Genomic DNA, 25277 nt, shown 5'->3' on the forward strand with positions numbered 1-25277 from the left:
CCTTGGGGTTATTTGAGCGGGGCGACGCATAGCTTCTCGCCCTCGAGATAGACCTGCACGAAGTCGCGCGGGATATCCGGACCCAGCGTCTCGCTGGTGCGGTAAAGTCCGGCAATCGCCAGCAGTTCGGCATCGAGCGCATGGCAGAAGATCCGCGCCGAGGTGTCGCCATTGACCCCCGCCAGCGCCCGCCCGCGCAACCGGCCATAGATATGGATATTGCCGGTGGCGATGACCTCGGCCCCCGAGCCGACCGGCCCGACGATCACCAGATCGCCGCGATCGGCAAAGACTGTCTGTCCCGAGCGCACCGGCTGGGTGATCAGCCGTGTCTGCGGCTCTTTGGCCACGGGTTCGGGCACGGGTTCCGGCGCTGCGGCCCTGCTCCGGCCTGGCCGCGCTGCGGGCTGGGCCGCGCGTTCCAGCGCGACATCGCGCCCTGCGGGCAGCACGATCAGCCCGGCCGCAACCGCCGCCTTGCCCTGATCGGCACGGGCGTTCTGCACGCCAAAGACCGACAGGCGCCGGTTCCGCAAGGCCGTGGTCAGACGCTCCATCTCGGCAGCGGAATCGAGGCCCGCAGCCTCGGCCAGATCGATCACCAGCGGGGCATTCTCGAAGAACAGCGGCGTCTGGCGCAACCGCGCATCCAACGACGCCAGAAACGCATCATCCACGCCTCCGGTCAGATGCAGCGCAACCGCCGTCAGCGACCGGCCGCGGAACTGCAATGGCCTGACACTCGCAACCGGCTCACCCGCGGTCGCATGGGATCCCTCTGCCTGCACGCCAACCTGCCTTTTATCCCGCCCACGATAATCCGCAAAACGGCTTTTGATATTATTCCTAATAGCACTTAATCCCCGCGTCCATCGCGAAGACGGATTGCGCGAAAGATCGCCAAAGAACGCCGGAGAACGGTGCGGAATTCCGCGCATGATCGTTCAAATAAACACGACATCAATATGTTAATTTACACTTCTCCAGAAGTTCGAAGTCTGGCGATCACCCTATCCATCGCCTGCGCGAACAGGCGGCGCTGCGTGGTGTCCGGCTCTCCCGCCCGAACCATCAGCCCGACCGCTCCCTTGGTCGAGGTGGTATCGACGGGCAGCCTTACCAGAAGCCCTTCGGAGATTTCGCGCGCCACCACCCCCGCCGAAATGAACCAGATCGCATCGCTGTCGCGGGTATGGGCGCGACCGAACCCGACCGAGACACTTTCGATCCGATTATGTGGTAAGGGGACCCCCTGCGAGATCAGCAACCTGCGGACAATCGGCCGGATCGCAGCCGATTGCGGCGGATAGATCACCGGCCAGTCAGCAATCCTGCGCAGGTCCGGCTCAGGCAGAATGGGATGCCCCGGCCGCACGACAATCGCGACCTCCTCCATATACAGCTGGGTAAAGCTAAGGCCGCTCATCGCTTCGGGTTCGCCCATCCGGCCGATGACGATATCCAGTTCCTTGTCATTCAGCAGCCGCGTCAGATGATGGTGCGATCCGTCGATGATATTGAGTCGCATCCCCGGTGCAACCGAGGCGATTTCGTCCGCGACATGGGGCAGCAACCGCGCCGCGACCGATGGCAAAGCGCCGACGCGCAGCGGGGCTTCATCCTCTTGCCCGAACGCACGCAAGCCGGACATCCCCTGTTCGAGCGAGGCGAGACTGGCCAAGGTGAAGGTATGCAGCAGTTCGCCGCGTGGTGTCAGAGTCACCCCTGCCCGACCACGGATCAGCAACTCTGCCCCCACGATATCTTCCAGTTCGGAAAGCGCCCGCGAAATCGCGGGTTGGGTCAGATGCAGACTTTCGGCAGCCCTCTTCAGACTGCGGCAGCGCACGATCTCGACAAATGCCTGCAGGTGGCGAAACTTGATCCGACGGTCCATTGCTTACCAGTTTTGATAACTAAACTGTCGATTACCGCATTTTACATTTCATCACCCACATGTAATCCTGATTTTCGGAGGAAGATCAGTGCAGGCCAGCCATATCACTATTGATGACGGGATGTATCCCGGTTGTCGGCAGGGGACATCCGCCGCGACCACGGGGATTTTTTGCCGCGTGATCGCCATGCCTGATGCCGAACAAGGGCGCTGGTCGCCGCGCCTTCGGCCAATGCTATAAGTCGAATCGAAATAGGGGAGGAACAACAATGAAAACGATCCTGATGGTCGGGATTGCCGCCTTGGCAATTGCCGGAACCGCCACCGCGCAAGAGGTCACGCTGCGCGTCCATCACTTCCTGTCGGCGGATGCACCGATGCACAAGGACGTGCTGCAACCGTGGGAAAAGATGGTCGAGGAACAGTCGGGCGGGCGTATCGACGTGCAACTGTTCCCTTCGATGCAATTGGGGGGCAAACCGCCACAGCTTTTCGATCAGGCGCGCGACGGGATCGTTGATGTCTCGTGGACGCTTCTGGGCTATACGCCGGGCCGCTTTCCGGTTTCCGAGGCGTTCGAACTGCCGTTCAACTCGGGCAGCGCCACAGAAACCACCACCGCCTTGCAGCAATTTCAGGCGAAATACATGGGCGATGAGCTGAAAGGCGTCCATCCCCTGCTGATCCACGCCCCTGCGGCCTACAAATTCCACACCAAGGGCAAGCCGATCAAAGCCATGGCCGATCTGGCCGGACTGAAGATCCGCACCCCCTCGCGCATGATGACCGACGGCCTGGCCGCACTTGGCGCCACCCCGATCGGCATGCCGGTTCCCGAGATTGCGCAATCCCTGACCACCGGTGTGATCGACGGCGCAGTGATCCCGTGGGAAGTCTTCGGTTCGCTGCGGATCGAAAGCGTGACCAAGGACCACAGCGAGTTCGGCGTCGAAAATGGCGGGCTGTCGACCTCGGTCATGGCGCTGGTGATGAATCAGGCCAAGTATGACGCCCTGCCCGACGATTTGAAGAAGGTGATCGACGACAATTCCGGTGCTGCCTTGGCCGCTCTGGCAGGTAAGGCTTTTGATGCCGCAGAAACCGCCGAGCGCCAGAAAGCCATCGACGCCGGTGGCGTGATCAATGTCATCCCCGAGGCCGACCTTGCCCAGTGGAAGACCGCGACGCAACCGGTCGTGGATGCTTGGGTCAAGACGATGAACGATAGCGGCAAAGACGGACAGGCCATGCTGGACGATGCCCGCGCGATGCTGACTGCGGCGCAGGCCAAGTGATATGACGAAGGGCGGAATTGTCGAAGCCGAGACTTTGACCGAACACGCGCAGCGCGTCGCGGTGCCCGGCTGGCTTACCGCCCTTTGCCGGTTGTTTGCCGGGATAGGCGGCCTGACCCTTCTCGTAATGATGCTGATGACCGTCACCAGCGTCATCCTGCGCGGCGTGGTCGGCAAGCCAATCCCCGGCGACTTCGAATTGGTCGAGGTTGGCAGCGCAATCGCGATCTTTTGCTTCTTGCCGTGGTGTCAGGTGAATGGCGGCAATGTGCTGGTCGATTTTTTCACCCAGCGCTCCGGACCGCGCCTGAACCACATCCTCGAGGCTTTCGGTGACCTGATCTATCTGCTGATCACTGGCTTGCTGCTATGGCGACTGACCCATGGCGCGTTAGAAATGCGCCAGTATGGCGAACAGACCATGGTTCTACGTTTGCCGATCTGGGCCAGCTTCTTCGTCATCCTGCCCGCGATGGCGCTGCTGGTCGCGACCTGTGCCGCGACCTTCTGGGGCCATATCAAGGGGGTGCTGGCATGACCGGAATTTCTGCCGGTCTGGCCGGATTTGCCGTTTTGCTGGGCCTTATGGCCATCCGCATCCCGATTGGCGTTGCCATGCTGTCGGTGGGGATCGGAGGATATGCGCTTTACACCGGCGTCATGCCGCTGCTCGCCTTTCTCAAGACCTCGACCTATTACCAGTTCTCGACCTATTCGCTATCGGTGATCCCGCTTTTCGTCCTGATGGGTGAATTCGCGACCAAAGCCGGAATGAGCCGCGCGCTTTTCCGCACCGCCGCCGCATTCCTTGGGCATCGCAAGGGCGGATTGGCCATGGCCTCGATCGGGGGATGCGCGGCATTCGGCGCGATTTGCGGCAGCTCGCTCGCGACCGCCGCGACCATGGGTCAGGTCGCCCTGCCCGAGATGCGGCGTTACAACTACTCGGGTGCGCTTTCGACCGGATCGCTGGCTGCGGGCGGAACCTTGGGCATCCTGATCCCGCCCTCGGTCATTCTGGTTCTATATGCCCTGATGGCCGAGCAGAGCATCGCCAAGATGTTCGTTGCCGCGATGATCCCCGGCATTCTGGCCGCGCTTGGCTATATCATGGCCGTCGCGATCTATGTCCGCCGTCACCCCGAGGATGGTCCCGCCGGTCCCCGCATCACATGGCCCGAGCGTATCGCAGCACTCCGCGAGACATGGTCGATCATCCTGATCTTCGCCCTTGTGATCGTCGGCATGTATCGCGGCTGGTTCACCCCGACCGAGGCTGCTGCCGTCGGCGCGTTTGGCGCGGGCGTTCTGGCCATTCTGCATGGCGGAATGCGGCTCGAGGGCCTGATGGCGTGCCTGCGTGGAACAGCCTCGACCTCGGCCATGATCTTTCTGATCATGCTGGGGGCGGAAATGTTCAACGCCTTTCTCGCCCAGACCCAGACTCCGATGCTGGCGGCGCAAGCGATCCAGAATATGGGCCTATCGCCCATGCTGGTATTGCTGGCAATCTTGCTTCTGTACCTTGCGCTGGGTTGCGTCATGGACTCGATGTCCATGCTGTTGCTGACCATCCCGATTTTTTACCCGATCATCGCCGGACTTGATTTCGGCATGAGCCGAGAGGACACGCTGATCTGGTTCGGCATCCTTGCCGTCGTCGTGGTCGAGGTCGGATTAATCACGCCTCCGGTCGGGATGAATGTGTTTGTGATCAACGGCATGGCGCGGGATGTTCCGATGATCGAAAGCTTCCGCGGTATGTTACCCTTCCTGATCAGCGACATGATCCGCATCGTGTTGCTGGTTGCTTTCCCCTTCGTCACATTGGGATTGGTCCGTCTGCTAGGGTAACCGAAACGGTCCGGTCAATCCATGGCCGGATCTTCCGCTACCAGATCCGAAATGGTCTGGCGCAGCCAACGGCTTGCGGGGTCCTGATGCAAGCGACGATGCCAGCTTAGATAGACCTTGAAATTGGGCAGATCGATGGGCGGCATGGCGACGTGCAGGCCGTCGGGTTGGGCTGCGGCCAAACGCTGCGGCACGACAGACACCATCTCGCTGGCCCGAATGATCGAAGGGACCAACAGAAAATTCGGGACGCGTGCCCCGACCTCACGGGCACGTCCCAACTCTCCCAAAGCCCGATCGACTTCGTCCAGAATGCCACCGCCGGGGATCACCGCCACGACATGCCGCAGGCGGCAAAACTGTTCCAGACTGATCGCATCCCGAAGTTCCGGATGGTCCCTGCTCCAGATCGTGCGGAAACTCTCCTCGGCCATCAGCCGCGCCGGAAATGCCTGTGGGGCATTCTCGGCACTGGTGACCGCGAAGTCCAACTCGCCGCGCTCCATGCTGGCGGCAATCCGGTCCAATTCGAGATGCACCGTCTCGATGGTTATTCCCCGCGCCACTCTGGCCAGATAGGGAACGAGTTTCGGCAACAGGACGATCAGGGCCAGATCCGAGCCCGCGATCCTGAAATGGCGGATGTCCTGCGCCGGATCGAAGCCTGCGGGACTGGCGACAAGACTGCGCAGTTCCTCGATCGCAGCACTCAGTGGCTGTCGCATTGCGCTTGCCCTCGGCGTCAATGCCATGCCATGTGCGTTCCCGACCAGCAGGTCATCGTTCAACAGACCACGCAATCGGGCAAGTTGCGCAGACATTGCAGGCTGGCTGATCCCCAACCGACGCGCGGCCAATGTCACGCTACGCTCGCGAAGCAGCACCTCCAGCGAAACCAGCAGTCCCAGATCCCGAGGCTGAAAATCCATTCTGGTTATGCCTAATATATCTTGGATCGATTTGAGTTTTGCGCCGCGCGGGCCCACATGTCCAGTAACTCAATCAGCCCCGGAGAATCGAAATGAAGGCTTTTGCCCTTGCGCTTGCTGTTGCCCTGACCCCATTTGCCGCATCTGCCGGTGAAATCACGTTGGAAACGCCGATGAACGGCATGACCTTGGCGGGCGGCGAAACGGATATGGCCGTATTCTTCACGCCGTCCAAGGATGCCGCTTACCGCGTTCATGCGGCCTATGTCGCCAAGGACAATCAAAGCGAGCCCAAACGCCTGATGATGGACCTGAAAGACGGTGACGCGCTCAGCTTTTCGCTGCCCGGCCACCTGACCGAGATCTATCACTTCTCGCGCAGCGGCAATGCGGTCACCATCAGTTCCGAACCGGCTGCTGCGCGGACCGGATCGGCCAGTTGAAGTCTAGCCGCCAATCGCCCGATCCAGATGGACATAGCCGCCATCAGGATGCAGCCATTGGCCCGTCATGTGGCTCGCGCGATCCGATAGCAGGAAAGCGCAGCAATCCGCGATCTCGCGCGCCGTGGTCATCCGTTGACCAAACGGGATATTGCGGGCGATATCAGCCAGACGCGCATCGGGATCGGGCATGGTGTCCAGCCAGCGGCGGTATAGCGGCGTCATCACCTCGGCCACGACGATGGCATTGACCCGCACGCCGTCGGGCAGGAAGTCGACGGCCCATTCGCGCGTCAAACCAAGCTGCGCCGCCTTGGCCGCGACATAGGCCGAGGTCCCCCCCTGTCCGGTCAACGCGGTCTTCGAGGTGATATTGACAATCGCGCCGCGCGAAGCCCGCAGATCGTCCGCCAGCAGCTGCACCATCAGGTAATAATGGACCAGATTCTGGTTCAGACTGGCGCGAAACGCATCGGGCCCTTTCTCCAGCCCTACCCCATCATTTGCGCCCGCATTGTTGACCAATGCGTGGACGATGCCGTGACGCGACCGGATTGTTGCAACCGCAGCGCAGCAAGCATTGTCGTCGGATAACTCGGCTTGCACAAAATCCGCGCCGGTCTGCGCCAGCCATTCAGGCTCGGGCGGACGGCGCGAGACGATCACGACGTGCGCGCCTTCCTCGCGCAGGACTTCCGTAATGCCCGCGCCGATCCCCGAACCTCCGCCGGTAACGACGACCAGCTTATCTTGCAGATGCAGATCCATCACGCCCCCTTGAAGCGATAGGTTTCAAGGCTTTCCGGCTTCATCTCGATCGAAAAACCCGGCATGGTCGGCGGCATATAGGCCGCGTCGCGGATATTGCAGGGGTAAAGGAAATGCTCGTGCAGGTGGTCGACATATTCGATGACCCGACCCTCGCGCGTACCCGCGATGCACAGAAAGTCGATCATCGACATGTGCTGGACATATTCGCACAGACCGACGCCCCCGGCATGCGGGCAGACCTTGAGGCCATATTTCGCGGCCATCAGCATGACGGCCAGCACCTCGTTCAGCCCGCCCATGCGGCAGCTGTCGATCTGCACCACGTCGATTGCGCCGCGCATGATGAATTGCTTGAACATGATCCGGTTCTGGCACATCTCGCCGGTCGCGACCTGCACGGGGGCGACCCCCTCGCGGATCTTGCGGTGGCCTTCGATATCGTCGGGGCTGGTCGGTTCCTCGATGAACCACGGCTTCACGAAGGCGAGCTTGCCGACCCAGTCGATGGCCTGATCGACCTCCCAGACTTGGTTCGCGTCGATCATCAGGTTGACGTCCGGGCCGACCTCGTCCCGTGCGATGGTCAGGCGGCGGATATCGTCGTCAAGGTCGCGGCCGACCTTCATCTTGATATGGCGGAAACCGGCATCAACCGCCTCGCGGCAGAGGCGGCGCAGTTTGTCGTCGTCATAACCCAGCCAACCCGCGCTGGTCGTGTAGCAGGGATAACCCTCGGCTTTCAGCGTCTCGATGCGGGCGGCTTTGTCCTTGGCCTGCTCGGTCAGGAAATCCAGCGCCCATTCGGGTGTGATGCAATCGGTCAGATAGCGGAAATCGATACAGCGCACGAGTTCGGCGGGCGACATCTCGGCCACGAGTTGCCAGACCGGCTTGCCCTCGGACTTCGCCCACAGGTCCCAGACCGCGTTGACGACCGCGCCCGTCGCCAGATGGATCGCGCCCTTATCCGGGCCGATCCAGCGCAGCTGGCTGTCCGAGGTGATATGCCGCCAGAATCGCCCCATATCCTGCGCGATCCAGCCAAGGTCGAGGCCGGTGACGATCGGCCGCAAAGCCTCGATCGAGGCGACGCAGATTTCATTGCCGCGCCCGATGGTGAAGGTCAGGCCATGGCCCTCATGCGGGCCGTCGGTCTCAAGGATCACATAGGCCGCCGAGTAATCGGGATCGGGGTTCATCGCATCCGAGCCGTCCAGATGCTGGCTGGTCGGGAAACGCACATCGACGGTGCGCAGGCCGGTGATCTTGGTCATGCCTTCACCTCTCGGCCAAGCGGGCCGCTGCTCGGAAGCTTCATCTTGTCCTCATGGAATGGGCCGGGGGCAGGACGCCCCCGGCGAAGGTGATCAGTCGTAAAGGACCGCCGCGATTTCCGGCGCGTCAATGTTCGACTTGTCGTACCAGTAGAAGCCGGTATCGACGTTTTTCTCAAGTTTTTCACCCTTGGCTGCGGCGACGGCGGCTTTCACCGTCTCGTATCCGATGCCAACCGGGTTCTGGGTGATCGCTCCGGCCATGGCGCCGCTGCGGATCGCCTCTTTCTGAACCTTGCCCGAGTCGAAGCCGATCACGACCGCCTTCGCGCCCATCTCGCGCACACCGTTCAGCACACCGATGGCCGAGCCTTCGTTGGTGCCGAAGATGCCCTTGATATCGGGATTGGCGGCGAGGATCGCCTTGGTGATCTCGGTCGATTTCAGCTGGTCGCCATCGCCATATTCCAGCGCGACGATCTCGATATTCGGGTGCTTTTCTTTGATGCCATTGACGAAGCCATCGCGGCGATGGATGCCCGTCAACGAGGTCTGGCTGTGGCCGACGACGGCAATCTTGCCCTCGCCGCCGATCAGCTCGGCCATTTTGTCAGCGGCCAAAGCCGCGGCGGCGGTGTTGTCGGTCGAAGCGGTCGAGAGGGGAATGTCACTTTCCACGCCCGAGTCGAACGCGATGACCGGGATATTCGCGGCTTGCGCCTTTTTCAGCAGCGGGATCACGGCTTGGCTGTCCAGTGCGGCGATGCCCACAGCGGCGGGCTGCTTGGCAAGAGCGGCGGCGAGCATGTCGATCTGCTTGTCGACTTGCGTCTCATTGTCCGGCCCCTCGAAGGTCACGTCGACCCCGAATTCGGCCCCTGCCTTGTCCGCCCCCAGCTTGACCGCTTGCCAGAACTGGTGCTGGAACCCTTTCGAGATCAACGGGATATACACTTTGTCCTGAGCAAATGCGCTTTGGCCTGCCCCCGACATCAATGCCAGCGCCGTTGCCGCGCCGATCAGTCTGCGTCTTGTGAACATGTTTTCCTCCCTGATGTTCACGGTGGTATCAGTCAGCAGTCCGCCGACGTAGCTGGTCGGCATAAACCGCAACGATGATGATGAAGCCGGTGACGACGGTCTGCCACTCGGGCGCGACCGATAGAACGCGCAGACCGTTCGTCAGGACCGACATGATAAGCGCGCCGATCAATGTGCCGGTGATCGTGCCGCGCCCGCCAGACAATGACGTGCCCCCGATAACCACCGCCGCGATGGCTTCCAGTTCATAGCCCAGACCCAAGGCGGGCTGAGCAGAGTTCAGGCGCGAGGACATCAGGATGCCCGCAATGCCGCAGATCGCACCCGCCAGCGCATAGATCGACATTTTCCAGCGGTCGGTGTTGACGCCGGACAGGCGAACGGCTTCCTCGTTCGAGCCAAGAGCGAAGGTGTAGCGTCCCAGCACCGTGCGCCCCAACACCCAAGCGATGACCCCCGCGACAATGAACAGGATCAACACGCCGTTGGGCAGCGGAAATTGCGGGATCAGTTTACCGACAAGTGAGCCCTGCGAAATCTCGGTATAGCCCTCGGTATCGTTGAAGTAGATCGGCTTTGTGCCGGTCACGATCAGCGAAAGCCCTTTGAGGATCAGCATCATCCCCAATGTGGCAATGAACGGAGGGATCTTGGCCTTGGCAACCAACGTCCCCGAGATCAGCCCGCAAAGCGCCCCTGTCGCCATTCCGGTCGCCACGCCAAGCAGCAAAGGCATCCCCAGCCACGTCAGGACGACGCCGGTCATCACCGCGCAAAACGTCATCAGCGTGCCAATCGACAGATCGATCCCGCCGGTGATGATGATCATTGTCACGCCGACCGCCAGCACGCCGTTGACCGAGGTCGCCTGCAGGATCGACATGATGTTGTCGACCTGAAAGAACCGGGGACTGGCCAGCGAAAAGCCGATGACCAGAACGATCAGACTGGCAAAGGCCAGAAGTTTTTGTTGCGCACCGCCGCGAAGGGCCTGCTTCTCGGTCATGGTCTCTCTCCCTCGGGCGTCATTCGGCGGCAAGCCCCTCACGCTTGGTCGCCAACGCCATAATGTCTTCCTGCGACGCCCCTCCGGGCAGGATGCCGGTCAACCGCCCTTCGCACATGACCGCGATACGATGCGACAGACGCAACACTTCAGGCAACTCGCTCGAAATAACGATGATTGCCTTTCCAGATGCCGCCAGTTCGCCCATCAGACGGTAGATTTCAGCCTTGGCGCCGACGTCTATGCCGCGCGTCGGTTCGTCGAAAATCAGAATATCGCAATCGCGCAGCAGCCATTTCGCGATGACGACCTTCTGCTGGTTGCCGCCCGACAGCAGGCGCAGTTCCTGCCGGTCACCCGGCGTGCGTATGGTCAGCGTTTCGATATAGCGGCGGGCAATCCGCCCCAGTTCCGGCTCATCGATACGGCCGATCCGGTCAGCATAGCGCGGCAGGCTGGCCATGGCGATATTCGCGCGGACGTCCATACCAAGCGCAAGGCCGAACTGCTTACGATCCTCGGACAAGTAGCCGATACCGGCATCGACCGCATCCGACGGGCTGCGTATCTGCACGGGCTTGCCGTGAACGCGAATTTCGCCCTGATCGGCAGGTTCTGCTCCGAAAATGGCCCGCGCGAGTTCGGTACGCCCCGCGCCCATCAGGCCTGCAAAACCCAGAATCTCGCCGCATTTCACCGAAAAGCTGATGTCGCGCAACTCGTGCCCGCGTGACAGGTGATCGACCTCCAACGCCGTCTCGGCGGCAGACAGGTCTGGGACCGAGGCGATCTCGTCGCTCAGTTCGCGCCCGACCATCATTGAGATGATTTTTGAAATCGGTGTGTCGGCGGCTTCGACGGTGCCGACATAGGCCCCGTCCCGCATCACGGTCACGCGGTCCGAGATGCGTTTGATCTCGTCCATCTTGTGGCTGATATAGATGATACCGACGCCCTCGGCCTTCAGCTTGCGGATGATGGCGAAAAGTTCCGCAATCTCGGCATCGTTCAGCGCGGCGGTCGGTTCGTCCATGATCAGCACGCGCGAGCGATAGGACAAAGCCTTCGCGATCTCGACCATCTGCTGGCGCGCGATGGTCATGCCGCCAACCGTGGCGCGGGGGTCCATGCGGATATGCATGGCCTCGAAGATCGCGGCGGCATCGGTGTTCAACTTGGCCTCGTCGAGACGACCAAATGACAGTCTGGGCTCGCGTCCGATCCAAATATTCTGCGCGACTGTCAGATCGCGCATCAACGCAAGCTCTTGGTGGATAATGCCAATTCCAAGGTCCTGAGCGGCCTTGGGTGTGGGCAACGCCACTTCGGCCCCGTCGATCAGGACGCGCCCCTCATCCGCGTGATAGACGCCCGAGAGGATCTTCATCAGCGTGGATTTTCCCGCGCCGTTTTCCCCCATCAGGGCGTGAACCTCGCCCGCGCGCAGGTCAAAATCAACGGATTTCAGGGCATGCACACCGGGGAAGCGCTTGTCGATTCCCTCCATCCGCACCAGTTCGGTCATGGCTTCACCCCGTAAAACCGCTTGGCGTTTCCGCCCATGACTGCGGCCCGCTCATCAGGCGACAATCCGGCCAGCAATTCATCGGTCAGGTCGCGCCAACCGGCATAGCTGCCCGCCAGATTCAGCACGGGCCAATCGCTGCCCCAGATCAGCCGATCCGGCCCGAACCAATCGAGCAGTTCCGCAACAACCGGACGCAAGGCCAACAACGGATCACGTAGTTCATCAGCGGAAAGTTCTGTCAGCAGGCCCGAGAGTTTGCAGTGATGCCCTTGCGCTGACAGCCGCTGCATTCCGAGTGACCAATTCTTGCGGTCCGCAGGCTTGGGCTTGGCGGCGTGATCTATGACAACGGGAATGTCGGGGTTTGAATCGGCAAACTGCGCAAGGACCGGCAAATGCCTTTCCGTCACCAGCGCATCGAAGGTCAGACCCAGTTCGACCAGCGTGTCCAATGCCTCGGGGCGCGGTGCATTCAATAGCCAGTCGGTGTCCGGAATATCCTGCAACATCGGGCGGATACCCAGAAACCTTGCATTCTGGGCCCGCTGCTGCAGATCATGGACGGCCTGCGCGGATCTCAGATCAACCCAACCGACCACACCGACAATTCGCGGATCAGTCAGAGACAGCAGGTAATCCGTTTCGGCCAGACTCGGGGCGGCCTGAACTGCAATGACAGGGCCTTCGCCCGGATGCTGCTGCGGAGTAAAGTCGCGACGTATCGCCTGTAGCGGACCGCCTTTGCCGTCAAGCCAGCCATAATCCCCGCGGTCCAGCCGCCAGAAGTGGCAATGTGCGTCGAGAACCTGCATCGCTACCCCTCCCCTGGTCGCGAAACGGAAGGATCAGATCGTCACGCCTCCATCGACCAGCATCGCCTGACCCGAGACGAAGCGGCTTTCATCCGACAGCAGGTAGACCACCATCGGCGCGATATCCGCGACCGTGGCGAGCCGCCCCATGGGCTGGCGGGCAATGAAATCCTTTTCGGCCTGCACCGGATCGGCAGAGGCCGCGATGCGTCCACGCAGACTGGGCGTGTCCACCGTGCCGGGGCACAATGCGTTGCAGCGGATGCCTTGCTTGACGTAATCGGCGGCAATCGCCTTGGTCAGGCCAAGTACCGCCGCTTTCGACGCGCCGTAAGCGGTCCGGTTGGCAAAGCCTTTGATCGAGCTTGCCATGGACGACATGTTCAGGATCGAGGCCGTGCCCGTCTGCGACGCACGTTCCAGCATTCCCGGCATCACGGCGCGGCATAGCCGCATCATGGCGGTCACGTTCAGGCTGAACGCGAAATCCCAATCCTTGTCGTCGATATCCAGCAGCGTGCCGTTGTGGACGACGCCCGCGCAATTGAACAGCCCGTCCAGCGGGCCGACTTTGGCAGCGATTGCATTGATCGCCTGTGCATCGGTCACGTCCAGTACCTCGGTCGAGATCCCGTCCAGTCCCTGAAGCAAGTCGCCGTTCAGATCGGTTGCGATGACTTTCGCACCTTCGGCGGCCAGTGCCAGCGCGCTTGCCCGACCGATTCCCTGCCCCGCGGCGGTCACCAGAATGACCTTGTCCTTCAGCCGCATCAGACCCTCCCTGCCCTCAGCCTCTGTTCTTATATGAATATGCTATCCACATATGAATAATTGTGGCAAGCAATTTCTTGGGTAGGGAGGACTGCCGATGACCGAGGACATGCAAGACGCCGCAGTGGATCGCTATCGCGCCCCGGCGCTGGATAAGGGCTTGGACATTCTCGAGGTTCTGGCCGATCAGGCACGCGGTTTGACCCGCGCGGAAATCGTCAAGGAGTTGGGGCTAAGTCCATCGCAGATCTACAGAATGCTGGAAAGGCTTGTCGCGCGTGGCTATGTGACCCGAATCGAGGGCGGCGACCGCTATGCCTTGACCATGAAGTTGTTCCTGTTGGCGACACGTCACCCGCCGCTGCGTCGGATGGTGGCGCAGGCCCAGCCCTTGATGGACGAATTCGCGCGCGAGCTACGTCAGTCCTGCCATCTCGTCCTGCCGGAACAGGGCACGGGAATCGTGGTTGCCCAAGCCAGTCCGACTGGACATTGGGAGTTCCGCGCAAGGCTTGGCGCACAGATGGATCTGTTCAGGACCGGCTCGGGGCTGACTTTGCTGGCCTTCCAAAATCCGGACCAAATCATCGAAACCTTGGGGCATTGGGGGGTGTCCGACGCTATATCTCGGCTAGAGCAGGTAGCGACGCAGCTTCCCGACGTCTTGGCGCAAGGCTATCGGATGCAGCCGTCGGGCCAGTTGGTCGGGGTCACGGATATCAGCGTGCCGGTGCTTGATCCGGGCTCGGAAGCTATCGCGGTTCTGACCTGCGCATACATCCAGCATCCGGACGAAGTATCCGCCTTGAACACCGATCGCGCATTGCAGGCATTGAGACAGGTTGCGGCCGCATTATCGGCACGCGACTAAGCGCCGCAGCAGGGGGTGCTATATGTCTCAAATGCGCAATACTTTTGAAAAAAAAGCGATTTGGCGGAGCCGTGCGAACGAGTAAAGTCATTTACCTTAGGTGAAGTGCCTTGCTAGCTTAGGCCGAGAACTTCTGGAACAAGGACGCGCCAATGCCCTTTGTCTCTCTTCGCCAAGTTCCTGCCTTTATTCTTGCAAGCTCGTTTCTTGTAGTCCAGCTAGGTGACTTCGCTGCATATGCACAAGACGCCAAACCCGCGATGACGGTGTTGGTGCAAACTGCCGAACGACGGGAAATCCATCCCGAGTTCAATCACCCCGCGGTGATCGAAGCGGAACAAAAGGCAACGATTCGCCCAGTCGTGACGGGCCAGGTGATTGCCAGCTATGTGACGCCCGGTGCGATCGTCAAAAAAGGCGATTTGCTGTTCGAGCTGGACGACCGCGATCTTCGCTTTGCCTTGGCCGGCGCCCAAGCGGCAGTCGCCCTAGCCAAAGCCAACGCAGGTGAGGCACAACTTGAGTATAATCGCAAGCGAACGCTAGTCAGTAGGCAGACTGCATCGCAGTCCGAACTGGACGTGGCGACCGCGCAACTGGATGCCGCAAAGGCGCAGGTACAGTCGGCGGAAGCCGCCGTTGACCGCGCCACGAAGGCAGTCGCGGATACCAAGATCGTCGCCCCGTTCGAGGGCCGGATCAGCGCCGCCAATGTATCGGTCGGAGACTATGTCATGCCAAACAATCCGGCCCAGCCCCTGCCCTTAGCCGAGATTGTCGGGCTCGATCCGATTTTCGCGACCGGTTTTGTTAGCCAGCAGGCCTATGATGTCTTCGTTCAGCGCCGCAACAAGATGCGTGACGCCGGAACCGAGATTCCGAAGCTTGTGCTTAACCTGATCATGCCCAGCGGGCAGATCTATCCGCAGACGGGCTCGTTCGTCAGTTGGGATTTCCAGGCAGCAGCTACCCGTGGCTCGATTGCGGCACGCGCGGAATTCCCCAATCCCGACGGGGTACTGCTGCCGGGAATGAACGTGACACTGCGAGGCAACACGGTCGAGGGGATCGACGCGGTAACCATACCGCAACGGGCCGTGGGTCAGGACCAGCAGGGCCATTATGTGATGACCGTCGACGCCGAGGGCAAGGTCGCCCGCCAGAACGTTGAGGTCGGCATCCGAGACGGTGCGGATTGGACCATCATAGATGGGTTGGAGGAGAAGGCGACAGTGATCGTCGAAGGGCTTCAGAAGGTCCGCGAAGGCGACATTGTCAAAACCGAACCATTCCAGAAATGACCTGGCGTCACGGGGGCTGATCCGACATGGGACCGCAATTTTTTATCCGCCGGCCACGCTTTGCCTTCGTCATTTCGATTGTCATCACCCTGATGGGTCTGCTGACACTGGTCGTCATGCCGATCGACCAGTATCCGGACATTTCGGCACCCAAAGTTGTGGTGAACGCGAACTATCCGGGTGCCAGTGCCGATACGGTCAAGGACTCTATCGCCTCGCCGATCGAGTCTCAGGTGAACGGCGCCGAGGGCATGGTCTACATGTCCTCGAAATCGGCGAGTGACGGCAGCTACACGCTGACCATCACTTTCGAGGTCGGGACCGACGCCGATCTGGCGCAGGTGGACGTACAAAACCGCGTCAAACTGGCCGAGGCGCAACTTCCCGAAGAGGTCCGCCGCCGCGGCGTCAAGGTGCGCAAGCGCAACCCCGACATCCTGATGGTGGTAAACCTGTTGTCTCCGGATAACCGGTTCGATCGCGTGTTCCTGTCGAACTATGCCAGCCTGAACATCGAGGCCGAGCTTGGCCGCCTACCGGGCGTTAGCGAAGCCAGCATCATCGGTGCGCTCGATTACGGCATGCGGGCATGGCTTGACCCCGTGAAGCTCGCCAATCAAGGGATCACCGTCAAAGAGGTGATCGGTGCGATCCGCGACCAGAACGTTCAGGCGGCGGTTGGGCAACTTGGTGCAGCACCAAGTCCGGATTCGACCGAATTCCAATATGTTCTGACCACACAAGGTCGCCTGAAGAATACCGAAGAATTCGGCAACATCGTGCTTCGCGCAGATGCCAGCGGCTCGATCCTGCGCCTCAAGGACGTCGCGCGGATCGAATTGGGGGCCGAGGTCTATAAAGGCTACGGTGAGTTCAACAACTCTCCCGGCGTGCTGATGGCCATCTACAAGCTGTCCGACGCGAACTCGCTTGATGTCGCCAAAGGCGTCCGCGCCAAGATGGACGAGCTTTCGCAAAGCTTCCCCGAAGGCATTGAATACGCAGTTGGTCACGACACCACGCTATTCATCGCCTCGTCGCTGGAAGAAACCGCGATGACCCTGATCTTCACCGTTCTTCTGGTGATCGCGGTGACATATGTGTTTCTTGGCAGCTTAAGGGCGACGCTTATTCCGGCAATAGCCGTACCTGTCTCGATCATCGGTACTTTGGCCGTGCTTTACGGGCTGGGTCTGACGATCAATACGGTGACGCTGTTCGCGCTGATCCTTGCCATCGGGGTGGTGGTGGATGACGCCATCATCGTCGTCGAGAACGTCGAACGATTAATGCACCACGATGGCCTGTCTGCCCGCGAGGCGACGCAAAAGGCCATGCAGGAAGTGGCGGGCCCAATTGTCGCGACCTCGCTGGTGCTGGCAGCCGTGTTCGGTCCTGCGACGCTTCTGCCCGGCATCACCGGCCGGATGTTCGCGAACTTCGGCACGACGCTGGTCGTCGCGGTTCTGATCTCGATGGTCAATGCCATGACACTCAGCCCCGCGCTTGCCGCAACGCTGATGAAACATGGTGGAGAGCCGAACTTCTTTATCCGTGGCTTCAACCGCATCTTCGAGAAGGTCACCAACGGCTATGTCGCCATCGTCGACTTTCTTGCGCGCCACATGCTGATCAGCCTTGTGCTGATCATGACCCTGCTGGCTTCGCTTGGGATCCTGTTTGTCCGTACACCGACAAGCTTTATCCCGAACGAGGATAAGGGCTTCTTCATCGTCGACATCCAATTGCCGCAAGCCGCGTCACTGGCGCGGACGGAACTGGTGATGGATAAGATCTCGGAAGCGCTGAAAAAGGATGAGTCGGTCGAAAACGTCGTCTCGGTGAACGGCTATTCGATCCTGAACACCGCGTTGCAGTCGAATACCGGCATGATCATCGCCAAGCTGAAACCTTGGGATGAGCGTAAGGCACCCGAGCAATCACAGGTCGCATTGCAGGCCAAGTATCAGGCAATGTTCGGCCAGATGCCCGAGGCTGTGGCGACCGTATTTGGCGCACCGGCCATTCCCGGTCTGGGGACCGTCGCAGGCTTCTCCTATGTGCTGGAAGATACCCAAAGCCGCAGCCCCGAAGAACTTGCCACTGCTTTGCATGCTCTGATCGCAGGGGCCAATGCCCGTCCCGAGATTGCCCGCGCCTTCAGTACCTTCAATGCCGGCGCACCTCAGCTTGAAATTGTCGTTGACCGGATCCGCGCTCAAACGCTGGGCGTTCCGATCAGCGACATCTTCCTGACGCTGCAAACCGAACTGGGTGGCGCTTACGTCAACGACTTCAACCTGTACGGTGAAACCTACCGCGTCATGGTGCAGGCCGATGCCGAGTTCCGCCAGAACGAAAACGATCTGCAGGACTTCTACGTCCGCAACAATACCGGAAATCTGGTCCCGCTCAGCACGCTGGTCACGATCAAACCCAGCCGTGGCGCGGATGTTCTGTATCGCTACAACACCTACGACTCGGCGACGATCACCGGCATCCCGAATGGCCCGGGCGGGTTCAGTACCGGCGATGCGATGAACGCGATGGAGCAGGTGACTGCTGATGCCGCGCCTCCGGGTTACCGCTATGAATGGACGGACTCGAGCTTCGAGGAACGCAAATCGGGCAATGCCGTGCCGATCGCGCTGGGATTGTCGCTGGTCTTCACCTTCCTGTTCCTCGCAGCGCTGTACGAATCGTTCATGACGCCCTTTGCGATCATCCTTTCGGTGCCGATCGCACTGGTCGGGGCATTGATCGGGACGGGATTGGCAGGGCAACCGCTTAGCCTTTACGGCCAGATCGGTTTGCTGTTGTTGATCGGGCTTGCGGCCAAGACGGCCATTCTGATCGTCGAATTCGGCAAAACCCTGCGCGAAGTCGAAGGAATGGACCTGCACGAGGCCACATTGACCGCCGCAAGACTGCGTTTCCGTCCTGTGATGATGACCAGTCTGGCCTTTATCGCAGGCGTGTTCCCGCTGGTCATTGCCACGGGCGCAGGTGCAGCCAGCCGGGTTTCGCTGGGGGTCGCAGTGTTCGGTGGTACGATCATGTCGGCCATTGCCGGTTCGATCTTCGTGCCGGTCTACTTCAAGATGATCCAGTGGCTGCGCGAGAAAGTGCATGGGGGCAAAACCAAGGCCCCCGAATAAACCACCTCAAACGATCTAGGCGATCAAACAACGAACCAATGGATGGTCTGGCTCAGCCAGGCCATCTATTACATTGTAGTGATGGCGGTCGGCTTCTTCGACCAACGCGGTCGACGCGCCCAATCCGCACCAGATATTGGCCAGAAGCGAGGATTGGCGGCGAAACTCGGAAGTCTCCATCGCACCGACCCAGCAGGTCAGCCGAGTCCCGTCTAACGGTGATTGCAGCGCCGGACTTTCGTTGACGACCTCATCGCCAATCAAGCCTAGCGGTTCGCACCGGAAGGTCTGACACAGCGGCCGCAAGTCGTGCAGTCCCGAGATGGAAACGATGTGCGCAAGCCGGCTGCGCAGATCGAGGTCAAGCGGAGAATCCTGACAAGCCATGCGACTGACCAGATGTCCGCCTGCGGAATGACCGACAAGCACGACAGCACCGGCGACCTGACCTGCGGCGGCGGTAATGGCTGCGCCAATCTCGCGGGTGATCCCGGATATCCGGCTTTCCGGACAAAGCGTATATTGCGGCATGGCCACGGCAAAGCCATGCGCCAATGGTCCCGCTGCCAGATGAGACCAATAGCTGCGATCAAGCCCCATCCAGAAGCCGCCATGCACATAGACGACCAACCCTTTGGACGCTCCCTCGGGCAAGAAAAGATCGTAAAGGTTTCGGGGTTTGGGTCCGTAGCTCAGCCCCAGTCGGGCACGACCCGCTGCCTGTAGCCGGTTGCGGAACGCCTCGGCGGGTTCGACCCAACGGGCAGGCCATGAACCACCATCGGGAATATTCGCCGTGTTGTTATAGGCCAGATCCCAATCCGTGACCGCGTGTAGCATCTCAAACCTTCCATCGCCCTGTTTCGTCAAGCCAATCCGGCAGGGTGGCACCTTGAACCGCGCCTCCGCGACCGGCAAGAGAACAAGCGATGACACCGGAAATTAACATGCTGTTACTCTCTTTCGAGAATGGGTATTTGCAGTTAACCGTCCAATCGTGGATTTTCAGTACAGCGACCTGAGGGGACGGGTCACAGCAGATTTTTGGGAGGATCCTATGTTGAAATCGTTACTTGGCGCAGCCGCCGTCATGGGGCTTGCGGCACTGCCCGCGCTGGCCGATTTCCCTGAAAAAGACATTCAGGGCATCATTCAATGGGGTGCTGGCGGCTCGACCGACACGGTCGCGCGTTCGGTCACGCCCCATGCCGAAGAGGTTCTGGGTGGTAAGGTCATCTTGCAGAACGTCACGGGTGGCGTTGGCGCCATTGGGTTGAACCAGGTCGAACGCGCGGATGCCGATGGTTACACGGTTCTGTTCGGAGCCGAAAACCCGCTGCTCTATAAGGTCATGCAGCTTGGCCAGAAAGATTACTCGGACTTCGTTCCGGTGAACGTGCTTGCGCGCGGCGTGCCGATTCTTGTCGCCCGCCCCGATGCGCCGTTCGACACCTATCCCGAGATGATCGAATACATCAAGGCAAACCCCAAAACGGTCAAGTTCGGCTCGACCGGTCCGGGCGGGTTGCCTTCGGTCGTATCCTCGATGATCCAGTCGAAGGCACCGATCGAGGTCACCTTCGTCCCCTATGACGGCGACGGCCCTGCCCTGACCGCCCTGCAAGGCGGCGCAATCGACGTGATGCCTGCCGTTCTGGGTGCGGCCATCGAGTCGATCAAGGGTGGCAAGATGAAGGCAATCGCGATTTTCGATACCGAAGCCGCGCCGCAGCTTCCCGAAACCAAGACCGTCGTCGAAACCAACCCGGAATTCGGCGATATCCTGCCTTGGGGTCCGTTCTTCGGTGTGTTCGTCAAGAAAGGCACTCCGGATGACGCGGTGGCCAAGCTGACCGAAGCCTACAAGGCCGGCGCAGCGCATCCCGACTTCGTCAAGCTGATGGAAGGCCGCGGCTACAAGATGCTGTCGCTGACCGGCGAGGAAGCCCAGACCTACTTGAACGATTGGCAGTCCAAAACCTCGTGGCTGATCTGGGAAGGCGGCATCGCCAAGAAGTCACCCGAGGAATTCGGTATCCCGAAGCCCTGATCCCGGCTTATAGACACTGAAAGCGCCGTCCCGGATCTCGCATGATGCGGGGCGGTGCCGTCATTCCAGACCATGGGAGGTCCCGCGATGCAAAGCTCGCGCAACCGACGCCCCGGAGAACTGGGTTTCAACCTGTTCCTGTTCGGGGTGAGCCTGTTCCTGTTCTATTCAGCCTACGGCATTTCCGGCTTCGAGGCGCTGTCCGCGCCCGGCGTTGTGCCTATGGCCACGACTGCGGTCATGTTCCTATCGGCCGGACGCATCCTGTGGGACGTCCTTCGCAGACCTGCCTCGGATACCGAGACACTGGCACGCGACATCATCCCGCTGCCGATCATCGTCACCATCGTGATGATCGCGCTTTATGCGGTCTTGTTGCGTCCGCTGGGTTTCATCCCGACCTCGGTCCTGTTCCTCTTTGTGATGATCCGCTACCTCTCGGGGCACAGCCTTGGCTTCTGCCTTGGCACCGCAGCCGGCACGGTCGCGTTGATCTATCTTATCTTCCGCCTGATCTTCAGCGTGCTCATGCCACAGGGCATCGTCCCCGAGGGCGAGATCATCGCCTGGATCAGCTCGATTTTCTGATCGGAAACGCAAATGGACATTTTGTCGAACCTGCTTATGCCGGTCGTGGACCTGAAGCTGCTCGGGCTGATTGCGGTCGGCACCTTCGCGGGCATCTATGTCGGCGCCATACCGGGTCTGTCGGTCACCATGGCCGTCTCGATCCTGATCTCGTTCACCTTCTCATGGGATGTCTATCCGGCGCTGGCGCTCATGATCGGCATCTATATGGGAGGCGTGTATGGCGGCTCTCGTACCGCGATCCTGCTGAACATTCCCGGCGCGCCTTCGGCCATTGCCACCGCCATGGACGGCTTCCCGCTGGCCCAGCAGGGCCGCGCCGGCGAGGCCATCGGAATCGTCACCGTCGTGTCGTTCATCGGCGGCTTTATCGGCATCCTTGCGCTGGCTTTGTTCGCGCCGTCCCTGTCGGATTTCGCCATCCGCTTCCAGCCGCGTGACTTCATGCTGCTTGCGGTCATGGGCATCCTTCTGGTCGGCTCGCTTTCGGGTGAAAGTCTGGTCAAGGGCGTATTCTCGGGCGCGCTTGGCATTGCCATCGGAGCGGTCGGAATGGACCCACTGACGGTGCAGGACCGCTTCGTCTTCGGCATCGACGAATTGCGCGGTGGTGTGTCCTTTGTCGCCGTGATGATCGGGATGTTCGGTGTCGCCGAGGCCCTGTCGCAGCTGCATTCGGTCAACACCCCTGCGGTCAAGCAGAAGATTTCGCGCATCATTCCGGCTTGGCCGATGGTACGGAAACATCTGCCGCTGGGACTGCAAACCTCGACCATCGGCACCATCGTCGGCGCGTTGCCGGGCACTGGCGGCGACATTGCGGCGCTGATGGCTTATGATTACGCCAAACGCACCACCCGCAATCCGGAAACGCCTTTCGGCAAAGGCGCGGTCGAGGGGCTGGTCGCGCCCGAGACGGCAAATAACGCGGCCGTCGGCGGTGCGTTCATTCCGATGATGACTTTGGGCATTCCGGGCGATGCGGTGACCGCAATCATGATCGGCGCACTTTTCATCCACGGGCTGAACCCTGGACCGATGCTGATGGTCGAACAACCACATATGTTCTGGTTCATCGTCGGCTCGCTGATGCTGGCCAACTGCTTCATGCTGCTGTTCGGCCTGACCGGCATCAAGCTGTTCGTGAAAATCGTCGAGCTGCCGCGAACCGTGCTGATCCCGGTGATCCTCGTGCTGTCCATCGTCGGGGCCTATGCCGTCAACAACAGCGTGACGGATGTCTACTGGATGCTGGGCTTCGGGGTTTTCGGCTATTTCATGAAGGAATACGGCTACCCGTTGGGTCCGATCATTCTTGGTGTGATCCTTAGCCGACTGCTGGACGACAACTGGCGGCGGGCGATCATCTCGGAACAGGAAAGCTTTGGCGGCCTGATGCGCGGCATCGTCTCCAGTCCGCTGTCGCTGTGCCTGTTCACGGTGGTGGTGCTGATCATCCTTTCCAGCACACCGGCATGGAAAATGTTGCGCCGCAAACGCACCGCCTAAGGCGCAAGCAAGGAATTGCCGAAGGGGTCATCCCCTTCGGTATCCCACATTGCGAAGCACAGCATGTTCAGTCACGAAGGCCGTACTGTAACCCTTCTGTCCGAACGAGACATCATGCCAATTCGCCGCATTATCGGCTCTGCCTTTCTGATCTTCACCATCGCCGCGACCGCAGTTCAGGCTGATCCCCGCCATGGCCGTCATGGCGACCACGATCATAAACACGACTACCGACACGACGACTGGCGTGATCATCGTGATAGCCGCGACTACCGCGAGCGCTATGCCCGCGAACAGCGCAAGTTCCGCTGTCCGCAGGGGTTGGTCGCGGTCAAGGGCGAGTGCCTGCGTCCGGGTCACGCACGTCGTGACAGGCAGCTGCGCGTTGGCGAACGCTTTCAGGCAAACAACTATCGCCGCGTAACCAATCCGGGCCTTTACAACCTGCAGCAATATAGCGGCTCGCAGTATTACAGCGACAATAACAGCATCTATCAGGTCGACAGCAAGACCCAGAAGATCATGGCCGTGATGAGCCTGATGCAGATGATGCAGGGCATGCGCTGATGCCCTTGGGCGACGCCTTAATGGGCGTCGCCTCCGCCTCCGGAAGCACCGGGTTTGTCGACGAACAGCAGCAACGTCCCAAGCCCCAGGAACAGTACCACCAACAGCAGGAACACGTCGGTCAGCGACATGATGATCGCTTGGAGTTGCGTCATGCTGGTCATGGTCGCTATCGCTGCGCTTTCCGCCGCATCCCCAAGGCTGGAATAGGCATGTTCAAGCATTTCGGTCGCTTGCCGCGCGGCATCGCTGGTGAGGTTGACCGCCTCGGACAGGCGCGCGAAATGGAATGCTTCGCGGTTGGTCAGGACCGTGTTGATCATCGCAAGCCCGACCGCACCACCAAGGTTCCGCGTCAGGTTGAACAGCCCCGAGGCATTCTTGACCTTTTCCGGCGGCAACATTCCCAGCGCGATGTTCGACACCGGGACCATGCACAGCATCAGCGAGACGCCGCGCAGGATCTGCGGCACGAAGATCTCCCAATAGTCCCAGTCTTCGGTCAGACCGGTCATCATCCAGCAACTGCTGGCGAACATTACAAAACCGATGCCCATGATGATGCGCGGATCGACCGAGCGCGAAAGCCGTCCCGCAATCGGAGCCGTCAGGAACATCGAAGCCCCCGACACGATCATCGCTTCGCCGATCTGCAACGAGTTATAGCCCCGCACGGACGACAGATAGACCGGGAAGATATAGATCAGACCGTAAAGCCCGATCCCCATCCCAAAGGAAAACAACGAACCCATGACGAAGTTGCGGTCGGCAAAGGCATCGAGCCGGACAATGGGCTCCTCGGCGGTGAAGGCGCGCCAGAAGAACAGGAAGGCCCCCGTCACTGTCACAGCGGTCATGATGACGATCATATGATCGTTGAACCAGTCGTCGCCCGCACCTTCCTCAAGCACATATTCCAACGCGCCAAGGAACAATGCCAGACCAAGGAAGCCCCACCAATCGAACTTGTTGAACAGGCTCAGGTCGGGCTTGTCGAAGTCGATCAGCGTAAAGGCCGCAACCGTGACGATGATGCCGGGGATGATGTTGATGAAAAACAGCCAGTGCCAGCTGAGATACTCGGTCAGATAGCCTCCCAAAGTGGGTCCGACCGTCGGCGCCAGAGTGGCAACCAACCCGATCATCGGCGAAACGATATGCATCTTCGAGCGCGGGAAGATCGTGTAGGCACAGGCAAATACCGTCGGGATCATCGCACCGCCGACAAAGCCCTGCAACGCGCGCCACAGGATCATCTCGTCGATCGAACTCGAAAGCCCGCACATCAGGCTCATCACGGTGAAGCCGCCCGCCGAGATCGTAAAGACCCAACGCGTCGACAACATCCGCGACAGATAGCCTGACAGCGGGATCATAATGACTTCGGCGATCAGATAGGCGGTCTGGATCCACGGAACCTCGTCCCCCGAAGCGGCGAGACCGGCCTGAATCTCGGGCAGCGATGCCGAGACGATCTGGATGTCCAGAATCGCCATGAACATCCCCAGTACCATCAGAAGGAAAGTGACCAACCGGCGGGGGTCGATACTATCCTGAGCCGGCGGGGCAACCGGTGCCGCGCCCGCCCCTGCCGAGGCTACAGCGGCCATGG

Annotated in this window: 23 protein-coding genes; 11 read left to right on the forward strand and 12 right to left on the reverse strand. The window is 60.4% G+C overall.

What is annotated here, in order from left to right; translation table 11 throughout:
- Nucleotides 1-8 precede the first annotated feature (8 nt).
- Together minC and pcaQ are read right to left on the reverse strand one after the other, a co-directional pair.
- Entirely contained in the window at nucleotides 9-788 is a 780-nt protein-coding gene (gene minC, locus GL286_RS03500; RefSeq protein ID WP_170295044.1) for a septum site-determining protein MinC, read from the reverse strand.
- A 185-nt stretch (nucleotides 789-973) separates the two neighbouring features.
- The gene (gene pcaQ / locus GL286_RS03505) at nucleotides 974-1897 is read right to left on the reverse strand and encodes a pca operon transcription factor PcaQ (RefSeq protein WP_155094133.1); all 924 of its coding nucleotides are present in this window, start codon (nucleotides 1895-1897) and stop codon (nucleotides 974-976) included.
- A gap of 269 nt (nucleotides 1898-2166) precedes the next feature.
- Between pcaQ and GL286_RS03510 the strand changes: the two genes are divergently transcribed.
- From GL286_RS03510 to GL286_RS03520, 3 genes are read left to right on the forward strand one after another with little or no spacing between them, the layout of a single operon-like run.
- Nucleotides 2167-3192, forward strand: a complete 1026-nt coding sequence (locus GL286_RS03510) for a TRAP transporter substrate-binding protein (protein WP_155094134.1) — start codon at nucleotides 2167-2169, stop codon at nucleotides 3190-3192.
- Between the two features lies 1 nt (nucleotide 3193).
- Nucleotides 3194-3730 carry a TRAP transporter small permease gene (locus tag GL286_RS03515; protein WP_155094135.1) on the forward strand — a complete coding sequence of 179 codons (537 nt, stop codon included), beginning with the start codon at nucleotides 3194-3196 and terminating at the stop codon, nucleotides 3728-3730.
- Nucleotides 3727-5046, forward strand: a complete 1320-nt coding sequence (locus GL286_RS03520; RefSeq protein WP_155094136.1) for a TRAP transporter large permease — start codon at nucleotides 3727-3729, stop codon at nucleotides 5044-5046. Before GL286_RS03515 ends, GL286_RS03520 begins: the two co-directional genes overlap by 4 nt.
- A gap of 14 nt (nucleotides 5047-5060) precedes the next feature.
- Here GL286_RS03520 and GL286_RS03525 read toward each other — a convergent pair whose 3' ends face one another.
- The gene (locus GL286_RS03525; protein ID WP_155094137.1) at nucleotides 5061-5975 is read right to left on the reverse strand and encodes a LysR family transcriptional regulator; all 915 of its coding nucleotides are present in this window, start codon (nucleotides 5973-5975) and stop codon (nucleotides 5061-5063) included.
- A 92-nt stretch (nucleotides 5976-6067) separates the two neighbouring features.
- Between GL286_RS03525 and GL286_RS03530 the strand changes: the two genes are divergently transcribed.
- Entirely contained in the window at nucleotides 6068-6418 is a 351-nt protein-coding gene (locus tag GL286_RS03530) for a hypothetical protein (RefSeq protein WP_155094138.1), read from the forward strand.
- A 3-nt stretch (nucleotides 6419-6421) separates the two neighbouring features.
- On the opposite strand, the gene GL286_RS03535 is transcribed toward GL286_RS03530, so the two are convergent.
- The 7 genes from GL286_RS03535 to GL286_RS03565 form a co-directional block, all read right to left on the reverse strand.
- Nucleotides 6422-7186: an L-fucose dehydrogenase gene (locus GL286_RS03535; RefSeq protein ID WP_155094139.1), complete on the reverse strand. Its 765-nt coding sequence runs from the start codon at nucleotides 7184-7186 to the stop codon at nucleotides 6422-6424.
- Nucleotides 7186-8463 (reverse strand): L-fuconate dehydratase, encoded by a 1278-nt coding sequence (locus GL286_RS03540; protein ID WP_155094140.1) that lies wholly within the window; start codon nucleotides 8461-8463, stop codon nucleotides 7186-7188. The genes GL286_RS03535 and GL286_RS03540 overlap by 1 nt, the downstream gene beginning before the upstream one ends.
- 93 nt (nucleotides 8464-8556) lie before the next feature.
- Entirely contained in the window at nucleotides 8557-9504 is a 948-nt protein-coding gene (locus GL286_RS03545) for an ABC transporter substrate-binding protein (RefSeq protein WP_155094141.1), read from the reverse strand.
- Nucleotides 9505-9532: 28 nt separating this feature from the next.
- A complete protein-coding gene (locus GL286_RS03550; RefSeq protein WP_155094142.1) occupies nucleotides 9533-10510 on the reverse strand; it encodes an ABC transporter permease in 978 nt (325 codons plus the stop codon).
- A gap of 19 nt (nucleotides 10511-10529) precedes the next feature.
- Nucleotides 10530-12035: a sugar ABC transporter ATP-binding protein gene (locus GL286_RS03555; protein WP_155094143.1), complete on the reverse strand. Its 1506-nt coding sequence runs from the start codon at nucleotides 12033-12035 to the stop codon at nucleotides 10530-10532.
- A complete protein-coding gene (locus GL286_RS03560) occupies nucleotides 12032-12850 on the reverse strand; it encodes an amidohydrolase family protein (protein ID WP_155094144.1) in 819 nt (272 codons plus the stop codon). Before GL286_RS03560 ends, GL286_RS03555 begins: the two co-directional genes overlap by 4 nt.
- Before the next feature lie 33 nt (nucleotides 12851-12883).
- A complete protein-coding gene (locus tag GL286_RS03565) occupies nucleotides 12884-13621 on the reverse strand; it encodes an SDR family oxidoreductase (RefSeq protein ID WP_155094145.1) in 738 nt (245 codons plus the stop codon).
- A gap of 97 nt (nucleotides 13622-13718) precedes the next feature.
- Between GL286_RS03565 and GL286_RS03570 the strand changes: the two genes are divergently transcribed.
- The 3 genes from GL286_RS03570 to GL286_RS03580 all read left to right on the forward strand — a co-directional run bounded on the left by GL286_RS03570 (nucleotide 13719) and on the right by GL286_RS03580 (nucleotide 18951).
- Nucleotides 13719-14492, forward strand: a complete 774-nt coding sequence (locus tag GL286_RS03570; RefSeq protein WP_246184810.1) for an IclR family transcriptional regulator — start codon at nucleotides 13719-13721, stop codon at nucleotides 14490-14492.
- A 272-nt stretch (nucleotides 14493-14764) separates the two neighbouring features.
- Entirely contained in the window at nucleotides 14765-15793 is a 1029-nt protein-coding gene (locus GL286_RS03575) for an efflux RND transporter periplasmic adaptor subunit (RefSeq protein ID WP_170295027.1), read from the forward strand.
- A gap of 26 nt (nucleotides 15794-15819) precedes the next feature.
- Complete coding sequence (locus GL286_RS03580; protein WP_155094147.1) at nucleotides 15820-18951, forward strand: efflux RND transporter permease subunit; 3132 nt, start codon at nucleotides 15820-15822, stop codon at nucleotides 18949-18951.
- 15 nt (nucleotides 18952-18966) lie between these two features.
- Here the strand turns inward: GL286_RS03580 and GL286_RS03585 are convergent, their stop codons facing one another.
- On the reverse strand, nucleotides 18967-19791 hold the full coding sequence (locus tag GL286_RS03585; RefSeq protein WP_155094148.1) for an alpha/beta hydrolase: 825 nt from the start codon (nucleotides 19789-19791) through the stop codon (nucleotides 18967-18969).
- A 217-nt stretch (nucleotides 19792-20008) separates the two neighbouring features.
- Here GL286_RS03585 and GL286_RS03590 point away from each other — a divergent pair, with 217 nt between their 5' ends.
- The 4 genes from GL286_RS03590 (at nucleotide 20009) to GL286_RS03605 (ending at nucleotide 23665) form a co-directional block, all read left to right on the forward strand.
- On the forward strand, nucleotides 20009-21001 hold the full coding sequence (locus GL286_RS03590; RefSeq protein ID WP_155094149.1) for a Bug family tripartite tricarboxylate transporter substrate binding protein: 993 nt from the start codon (nucleotides 20009-20011) through the stop codon (nucleotides 20999-21001).
- A gap of 87 nt (nucleotides 21002-21088) precedes the next feature.
- Nucleotides 21089-21589: a tripartite tricarboxylate transporter TctB family protein gene (locus GL286_RS03595; protein WP_155094150.1), complete on the forward strand. Its 501-nt coding sequence runs from the start codon at nucleotides 21089-21091 to the stop codon at nucleotides 21587-21589.
- 12 nt (nucleotides 21590-21601) lie between these two features.
- Entirely contained in the window at nucleotides 21602-23098 is a 1497-nt protein-coding gene (locus GL286_RS03600; RefSeq protein WP_155094151.1) for a tripartite tricarboxylate transporter permease, read from the forward strand.
- Between the two features lie 114 nt (nucleotides 23099-23212).
- Complete coding sequence (locus GL286_RS03605; RefSeq protein ID WP_155094152.1) at nucleotides 23213-23665, forward strand: hypothetical protein; 453 nt, start codon at nucleotides 23213-23215, stop codon at nucleotides 23663-23665.
- A gap of 17 nt (nucleotides 23666-23682) precedes the next feature.
- On the opposite strand, the gene GL286_RS03610 is transcribed toward GL286_RS03605, so the two are convergent.
- Entirely contained in the window at nucleotides 23683-25275 is a 1593-nt protein-coding gene (locus GL286_RS03610) for a DHA2 family efflux MFS transporter permease subunit (protein WP_155094153.1), read from the reverse strand.
- Nucleotides 25276-25277: the final 2 nt, after the last annotated feature.

Origin of the sequence: Paracoccus aestuariivivens, assembly GCF_009711225.1 — a bacterium.
Classification (GTDB): Bacteria; Pseudomonadota; Alphaproteobacteria; order Rhodobacterales; family Rhodobacteraceae; genus Paracoccus; species Paracoccus aestuariivivens.

Excerpts from the sequence above, each read along its gene's own strand:
- GL286_RS03590 (WP_155094149.1), top strand. The coding sequence starts at position 20,009 with ATGTTGAAATCGTTACTTGGCGCAGCCGCCGTCATGGGGCTTGCGGCA.
- GL286_RS03595 (WP_155094150.1), top strand. The coding sequence starts at position 21,089 with ATGCAAAGCTCGCGCAACCGACGCCCCGGAGAACTGGGTTTCAACCTG.
- GL286_RS03525 (WP_155094137.1), bottom strand. The coding sequence starts at position 5,975 with ATGGATTTTCAGCCTCGGGATCTGGGACTGCTGGTTTCGCTGGAGGTG.
- GL286_RS03520 (WP_155094136.1), top strand. The coding sequence starts at position 3,727 with ATGACCGGAATTTCTGCCGGTCTGGCCGGATTTGCCGTTTTGCTGGGC.
- pcaQ (WP_155094133.1), bottom strand. The coding sequence starts at position 1,897 with ATGGACCGTCGGATCAAGTTTCGCCACCTGCAGGCATTTGTCGAGATC.
- GL286_RS03555 (WP_155094143.1), bottom strand. The coding sequence starts at position 12,035 with ATGACCGAACTGGTGCGGATGGAGGGAATCGACAAGCGCTTCCCCGGT.
- GL286_RS03515 (WP_155094135.1), top strand. The coding sequence starts at position 3,194 with ATGACGAAGGGCGGAATTGTCGAAGCCGAGACTTTGACCGAACACGCG.
- GL286_RS03610 (WP_155094153.1), bottom strand. The coding sequence starts at position 25,275 with ATGGCCGCTGTAGCCTCGGCAGGGGCGGGCGCGGCACCGGTTGCCCCG.
- GL286_RS03530 (WP_155094138.1), top strand. The coding sequence starts at position 6,068 with ATGAAGGCTTTTGCCCTTGCGCTTGCTGTTGCCCTGACCCCATTTGCC.
- GL286_RS03570 (WP_246184810.1), top strand. The coding sequence starts at position 13,719 with ATGACCGAGGACATGCAAGACGCCGCAGTGGATCGCTATCGCGCCCCG.
- GL286_RS03550 (WP_155094142.1), bottom strand. The coding sequence starts at position 10,510 with ATGACCGAGAAGCAGGCCCTTCGCGGCGGTGCGCAACAAAAACTTCTG.
- GL286_RS03605 (WP_155094152.1), top strand. The coding sequence starts at position 23,213 with ATGCCAATTCGCCGCATTATCGGCTCTGCCTTTCTGATCTTCACCATC.
- GL286_RS03565 (WP_155094145.1), bottom strand. The coding sequence starts at position 13,621 with ATGCGGCTGAAGGACAAGGTCATTCTGGTGACCGCCGCGGGGCAGGGA.
- GL286_RS03585 (WP_155094148.1), bottom strand. The coding sequence starts at position 19,791 with ATGCTACACGCGGTCACGGATTGGGATCTGGCCTATAACAACACGGCG.
- GL286_RS03510 (WP_155094134.1), top strand. The coding sequence starts at position 2,167 with ATGAAAACGATCCTGATGGTCGGGATTGCCGCCTTGGCAATTGCCGGA.
- GL286_RS03580 (WP_155094147.1), top strand. The coding sequence starts at position 15,820 with ATGGGACCGCAATTTTTTATCCGCCGGCCACGCTTTGCCTTCGTCATT.
- GL286_RS03540 (WP_155094140.1), bottom strand. The coding sequence starts at position 8,463 with ATGACCAAGATCACCGGCCTGCGCACCGTCGATGTGCGTTTCCCGACC.
- GL286_RS03545 (WP_155094141.1), bottom strand. The coding sequence starts at position 9,504 with ATGTTCACAAGACGCAGACTGATCGGCGCGGCAACGGCGCTGGCATTG.
- GL286_RS03600 (WP_155094151.1), top strand. The coding sequence starts at position 21,602 with ATGGACATTTTGTCGAACCTGCTTATGCCGGTCGTGGACCTGAAGCTG.
- GL286_RS03535 (WP_155094139.1), bottom strand. The coding sequence starts at position 7,186 with ATGGATCTGCATCTGCAAGATAAGCTGGTCGTCGTTACCGGCGGAGGT.
- GL286_RS03560 (WP_155094144.1), bottom strand. The coding sequence starts at position 12,850 with ATGCAGGTTCTCGACGCACATTGCCACTTCTGGCGGCTGGACCGCGGG.